General features: G+C 37.6%; 8 protein-coding genes and 1 rRNA gene. 4 read left to right on the top strand and 5 right to left on the bottom strand.

Annotated elements, in window-relative coordinates; translation table 11 throughout:
• From HMPREF2983_RS08200 to HMPREF2983_RS08195, 3 genes are all read left to right on the top strand, one after another.
• The coding region (locus tag HMPREF2983_RS08200) for an IS982 family transposase (protein WP_070667688.1) at window positions 1-606 on the top strand (606 nt) is incomplete at its 5' end.
• Window positions 607-678: 72 nt separating this feature from the next.
• Window positions 679-819, top strand: a complete 141-nt coding sequence (locus HMPREF2983_RS14500; protein WP_246829380.1) for a transposase — start codon at window positions 679-681, stop codon at window positions 817-819.
• A 131-nt stretch (window positions 820-950) separates the two neighbouring features.
• Window positions 951-1247 carry a DUF6804 family protein gene (locus HMPREF2983_RS08195; protein ID WP_070667687.1) on the top strand — a complete coding sequence of 99 codons (297 nt, stop codon included), beginning with the start codon at window positions 951-953 and terminating at the stop codon, window positions 1245-1247.
• Window positions 1248-1305: 58 nt separating this feature from the next.
• Here HMPREF2983_RS08195 and HMPREF2983_RS13825 read toward each other — a convergent pair whose 3' ends face one another.
• The 4 genes from HMPREF2983_RS13825 to HMPREF2983_RS13545 form a co-directional block, all read right to left on the bottom strand.
• Window positions 1306-1485, bottom strand: a complete 180-nt coding sequence (locus HMPREF2983_RS13825; protein ID WP_070736621.1) for a hypothetical protein — start codon at window positions 1483-1485, stop codon at window positions 1306-1308.
• Between the two features lie 22 nt (window positions 1486-1507).
• On the bottom strand, window positions 1508-1660 hold the full coding sequence (locus HMPREF2983_RS14015; protein ID WP_168166206.1) for a hypothetical protein: 153 nt from the start codon (window positions 1658-1660) through the stop codon (window positions 1508-1510).
• Entirely contained in the window at window positions 1648-2115 is a 468-nt protein-coding gene (locus tag HMPREF2983_RS08190; RefSeq protein ID WP_070736622.1) for a hypothetical protein, read from the bottom strand. Before HMPREF2983_RS08190 ends, HMPREF2983_RS14015 begins: the two co-directional genes overlap by 13 nt.
• A gap of 98 nt (window positions 2116-2213) precedes the next feature.
• On the bottom strand, window positions 2214-2726 hold the full coding sequence (locus tag HMPREF2983_RS13545) for an integrase core domain-containing protein (protein WP_246829383.1): 513 nt from the start codon (window positions 2724-2726) through the stop codon (window positions 2214-2216).
• Between HMPREF2983_RS13545 and HMPREF2983_RS14010 the strand changes: the two genes are divergently transcribed.
• Window positions 2697-2882, top strand: coding sequence for a hypothetical protein (locus HMPREF2983_RS14010; RefSeq protein WP_168166204.1), 186 nt, complete (start codon window positions 2697-2699; stop codon window positions 2880-2882). The genes HMPREF2983_RS13545 and HMPREF2983_RS14010 overlap by 30 nt on opposite strands.
• 298 nt (window positions 2883-3180) lie before the next feature.
• Here the strand turns inward: HMPREF2983_RS14010 and rrf are convergent.
• Window positions 3181-3293 (bottom strand): 5S ribosomal RNA (rrf, locus tag HMPREF2983_RS08175).
• Window positions 3294-3604: the final 311 nt, after the last annotated feature.

Here is a 3604-nt window from a genome sequence, read left to right as displayed (position 1 = left end):
ACCTTGTTTATCAAGAAGGTTCTGTTGGGCAAATCCACGGGTATAAGCTTCGTTGATAGCACACCACTGCGTGTCTGCAAGAACCAAAGAATACATATTCACAAGGTTTTCAAAGGTATAGCCCAAAGAGGAAAATGCTCCATGGGTTGGTTCTTCGGTTTCAAATTACATTTGATTTGTAATGAGAAAGGAGAGCTTCTCAACTTTATGATAACACCGGGAGATGTTGATGATCGTAAGCCTTTGGAATACAAAGCGTTTGTAGAATTCATATATGGCAAGCTGATCGGTGACAAGGGCTACATCAGCAAGTATCTCTTCCAAAGGCTTTTCGTAGATGGAATACAACTTATTACTAAGCTGAAAAGCAATATGAAAGGGGCTTTGATGAGCGTTTCTGACAGACTGTTACTCAGAAAAAGAGCTATTGTAGAAACGGTGAATGATGAACTTAAGAACATTGCCCAAGTGGAACACTCCAGACATAGATGCTTTGACAATTTCATCGTCAACTTATTAGGGGCTATTGCTGCCTATTGTCTGTTTCCAAAGAAGCCGCGCATCAATGTACAAAGGAACTTTGACACACAGCTTGCATTGTTCTGAATTCGTCGAACTCACGTTAAACTAAATCATTACTTCTGTCCCTCAGAATTAGAAAAAGCTATCGCCCAATGGGTGGAATATTATAATGAGAGAAGATTTCATGAATCACTCGATAATCTCACACCAAGGGACGTATATCTAGGACAAGGAGAGAAAATCAAGAGAATAAGAGAAACGATAAAGCAAAATTCAATTAACAAAAGATTTTTTTGATAATAAAACAATGAAATATCAGAGTAAATAACTATATTTGCAGTTGTGCACTTTTGTTTGACAACGTACAATTCTAGGTAGATATATCATCAAGTTTGGCAAATGGGTAGCTGACAATAAAACGGAATAAGATGAATAAGCAGCTTGCAAATGTAGGATTGGGATTGGCAATAGCCTTGTTACTTTGCCTTTTCCCTATGCCTTATGGCTATTATACCTTGATAAGGTTTGTAGCTATGGTGGTGTTTGGTTGTATGGCTTTCAGTTTTTACAATCAAAAAAATCTACCTTTATGTGTGGTAGCTGGAGCCTTGGTACTACTATTCCAACCCTTCGCTAAAATTGTCCTTGGTAGGGATATGTGGAATGTGGTGGATGTAGTAGTAGCTATAGGATTGATAGCCTTGTGGTGGAAAAATAAAGCATAGAATAAGCCCAACTTACTTGATGGTAGGTTGGGCTATTTTAATATGTCTATGTTGGGGTTTAGTCCTTTCCAAGCATCATTATCAGTACCATTATACCTGTCATAACAAAGCCCCATACTAGGCTTGTAATACAACCAGCTTTAGAATCTTCCTTGGTATCATTGTTTTCACTCATTCCACAAAGGAAATAAACAATAGCAGCTGTTACTAAAGTGCCTAAAATTAAGTATGCTAACATATCTTTCTTTTTAATCGACCAATCAATATGGCATATTTTCAACTACATCTTCTATTCCTATTGCTATCCATATTAGGGCTATAGCAATGATTGTAAGGATAAACTTAAAGTAGAAGTTATCAATGCCATTGCAATAGGCTATAACTTGCTTTATAAGTTGTTTTATCTTTTCCATATTCTTTGAATCTTATAGTTATCTAATGTTAGCGAAAAGTACAAATCCCCATCTTGGTAGATGTTAACTTCCTTGGTTGCTTCATCTATCCCGTATTTATCTAATGATAGCTTTAGAAAATCTTGAATCCTATAAGTGTGATTCTGATATGGGGTGTAAATTACAACACCTATTTCATCCCTTTTACTACCACTCCAATAACATTCCAACTTTCCTTCCTTGAAGTAATAGATAGGATTGTGGCTTTCTTCATCACCTTCTTTTTTATCTATATATTCATTTGGTTCACCAAGAATGGAGCAAAGCTCACCAAACATCATGTTTTCTTTTACACCTCTAAAAATGGATGTATCGCAACAAGCATTTACATCATCCACTTCTACTTTAACTCCTTTGCTACAGGATGTAAATAGCAAGCAAAGAATGATAGAGATAAAAAACAATAGCTCTTTCATATTTCCTTCTTGAAGTTGTTATATATGCTTTCTAGTATCCCCCAATGAGTTGGTTTGCTTGTACGTTGCCAAGCAAAAATGCACAACTGCAAATATAGTTATTTACTCTGATATTTCATTGTTTTATTATCAAAAATTCTTTTGTTGATTGAATTTTGCTTTATTATTTCTCGTATTTTCTTTATTTTCTTTATTTTCTCCCCTTGTCCCAGATATACGTCCCTTGGTGTGAGGTTATCGAGGGACTCATGAAATCTTCTTTCATTATAATAGTTCCCCCATTGCTCTATCGCCTTTTCTAATTCTGAGGGACAGAAATAATGATTTAGTTTTATCACATTTTTCATCGATCTGTGATATCGTTCTATTTTTCCTTGTATCTGAGGATGCAAGGGCTTACCATGGATATGCTTGATATTATATTCCTTACAGAGATAGTATTTGAGAGAGGAAGCAATATAACATGGTCCATTGTCTGAGAGTAGGTTTGGAGGATTCTGGTGTGTAACTCCAGACTTTTCAACTGCTTTATCTATTGTTCTGGATACATCTTCAGAGGTCATACTCGAACATAACTCCCAATGGATGATATACCTGCTGTAGTCATCAATTACCGTAGAGAGATAATACCAACCCCAACCCTTGACTTTGAAACGTACAAGTATGAGAACCTCTATGCCGTCAGACAAGGCGGTGATATTCCTATTGGCTGCTGTGGCTATGGAGGAAACAAAGAAGACATACGCCAGAAGAATATATCAATTTAAAAACTGGAAACAGAAAATAGAAAACGAATGGAAAGAGGGAATAGAATAGAAGGAATACTTACACACTTTGAAAGACAGTACCCAGCGTCAGAATGCGAGAGGAATAGGATGCAAGTTACAGGGAAGGCAACATGGGAAGGATTCCTTTCCCTTGTGAATGGATGAAAAGAAGATGACAGCTCCCAATAAGAGTTGGCTGAAATAGGGCTCCCTGAAAGGCATAGGGAGGAGACTTGGAAAAAGGACCAATACAAAAAAGGAGCCCCGAGAATATTGTATCCTCGGGGCTCCGGCTGAAAGGAGGCGGCTACCTACTCTCCCGCATTGCATTGCAGTACCATCGGCGCAAGTGGGCTTAACTTCTCTGTTCGGAATGGGAAGAGGTGGGACCCCACCGCAATAACCACCTGATGTCTCGTTTTCAGTTGACAAGTCTGCAGTTGACAGGTTGACAAGTTATTTGTCTTATTCGCTGCTGTCATTACATCAAGCAACTTGTTTACTTGTCTACTCGTTTACTCGTAAACTGTTTCTGTTGACACGTTGACTGGTTGACAAGTTATTTGTCTTGCTTATTGTCTATTGCTTTTATATTTTATCAAGCAACCCGTTTACTCGTCTACCGTCCACTTGTTAACTATTAACTCGTTCACTCGTAAACTATCAACTCGTTTACTTGTCCACTGTATACTTGTTCACTGACTAACAATATCTCCACAAGC

The organism is Prevotella sp. HMSC077E09 (assembly GCF_001814685.1).
Classification (GTDB): domain Bacteria; phylum Bacteroidota; class Bacteroidia; order Bacteroidales; family Bacteroidaceae; genus Prevotella; species Prevotella oris.
Note: the sequence above shows the minus strand (reverse complement) of the source record. Positions and strands in the feature narration are given on the sequence as shown.

Bases quoted from the DNA above. Each gene is read 5' to 3' on its own strand.
- HMPREF2983_RS08190 (WP_070736622.1), bottom strand. From the start codon at position 2,115: ATGAAAGAGCTATTGTTTTTTATCTCTATCATTCTTTGCTTGCTATTT.
- HMPREF2983_RS14010 (WP_168166204.1), top strand. From the start codon at position 2,697: ATGGATGATATACCTGCTGTAGTCATCAATTACCGTAGAGAGATAATA.
- HMPREF2983_RS08195 (WP_070667687.1), top strand. From the start codon at position 951: ATGAATAAGCAGCTTGCAAATGTAGGATTGGGATTGGCAATAGCCTTG.
- HMPREF2983_RS13825 (WP_070736621.1), bottom strand. From the start codon at position 1,485: ATGTTAGCATACTTAATTTTAGGCACTTTAGTAACAGCTGCTATTGTT.
- HMPREF2983_RS14015 (WP_168166206.1), bottom strand. From the start codon at position 1,660: ATGGAAAAGATAAAACAACTTATAAAGCAAGTTATAGCCTATTGCAAT.